Annotated in this window: 2 protein-coding genes; both read right to left on the reverse strand. The window is 36.6% G+C overall.

Annotation, left to right across the window (positions count from 1 at the left end; translation table 11 throughout):
• A partial coding sequence (locus tag BMY86_RS12910; RefSeq protein WP_091470340.1) for a PD40 domain-containing protein occupies nt 1-1,235 on the reverse strand: 1,235 nt, incomplete at its 3' end.
• A gap of 23 nt (nt 1,236-1,258) precedes the next feature.
• A partial coding sequence (locus BMY86_RS12915; RefSeq protein WP_143065678.1) for a type IX secretion system membrane protein PorP/SprF occupies nt 1,259-1,615 on the reverse strand: 357 nt, incomplete at its 5' end.

Raw genomic sequence — 1,615 nt, forward strand, 5'->3', positions numbered from 1 at the left:
GCGTCTGCTTGGTAAATATCATCGTTTCCGTCTCTGTTACTAGAAAAATACCCAACATTTTTTACTAAGTTGTATGAAAAGGCAAAGTCGTCTTTTTGTGAGTTTACCGGTTCACCAACGTTTGATGCTTTTTCATTGGTATTGGTGTTGTATTTGAATACATCATAACCTCCAAAACCTTGTCTTCCGTTTGATGAGAAGAATAAGATGTTATCATCTTGAATCGATGGAAAACTCTCATTAGCCTCTGTGTTTACATTCGGACCTAAGTTCTCTGGTGTTCCGTATGAATCACCATCAACACTTACTTTCCAAATATCTTCTCCACCTTGGCCACCTGGCATATCCGAAGAAAAATATAATGTTTTTCCGTCTTTGCTAATCGATGGGTTTCTTAATGAATATTCTTTATTGTTAAATGATAACGCCTGACCTTTCGACCATTTATCACCATCCTTTGTAGCTTTGTATAAATAGATTTGTCCGAATTTTAATTTCTTAGCTTTATCCTTTTGGAATTCGCTCTCGTTAAAACTCTCACTTCCGTAATACATCGTGTTTCCGTCTGCTGTGATAGCTGCTGGTCCGTCATGCCATCTCGTATTTAACTCGGCAACTTCTGTAGCTTGACTTAAGCTTCCGTCTGCGTTTCTTGTTGCTTTGTATAAATCTAAATACGGCTGGTCGTCCATTCCGTTTTGTTTTCTAGCGGTATTTCTAGCACTTGAGAAGTACAACTCGTTGTTGTTGGTTAATACTGCTCCAAAGTCTGCTTTTTCACTACTCACATCCGATTTCTTGATGTCGTATTGTTTGCTTTGACTCTTTAATTGCGATAAATAGTTCGGATTGTTTTTAAACGCTTTGGCTCTAGCATCGTTTGGCTCCATTTGAGCAAATTTTTGCATTTGAGCCTCTGCTCCTTTAACATCTCCTTCAGCTTTTAGCATTTGCGCATATCTAAAGTGTGTTTCAGCATCTTGTGATGTTTCTACTGCTTTAGCATACCACAAAGCCGCTTCTTTGCTGTTAAATACGTTATAGTAACTATCTCCTAATTGTTTGTAAACGTAAGCGTCTGCTTTTCCTTTCTCTACTAATTTAGTATAGGCTTTGGCAGCATCAATATACTCCAATCGGTCGAATAACTTGTCTGCTTCCTTGGTATCTTTGTTCTGTGCTGTTACTAAAGTTGTAAACAGTAACGCACTAGCTATAATATTTATATTTTTCATATGTACTTTGCTTAATTGGAAGATTAAAAATAACGTGGTGAACGTGATACTTTTTTACTAAAGTTAACATCAAACAATAAAATTACCTCGTGTGATGCTGGTGTAGTTACTTTTAAATCAGAAACAATGTGATCGTAAGCATATCCAATTTTTAAGGCCGGTGTAATAGCATAATTTACCATTGCTCCAAAACTGTCGTCAATTCTGTATGTGGCTCCAATTTCAAACTTGTCTTTAAACAAAAAGTTTGTTGATACATCTAATGATGCTGGCGCTTCAAAGGCCGACTTAACCATGAAAAATGGTTTGAATTTTACACTTTGGTTGATATCAAATACATAACCTCCGGTAAAGAAATAATGGCTCGATTCGTTTCCGTA

Source organism: Flavobacterium urocaniciphilum (genome assembly GCF_900110615.1).
Taxonomy (GTDB): domain Bacteria; phylum Bacteroidota; class Bacteroidia; order Flavobacteriales; family Flavobacteriaceae; genus Flavobacterium; species Flavobacterium urocaniciphilum.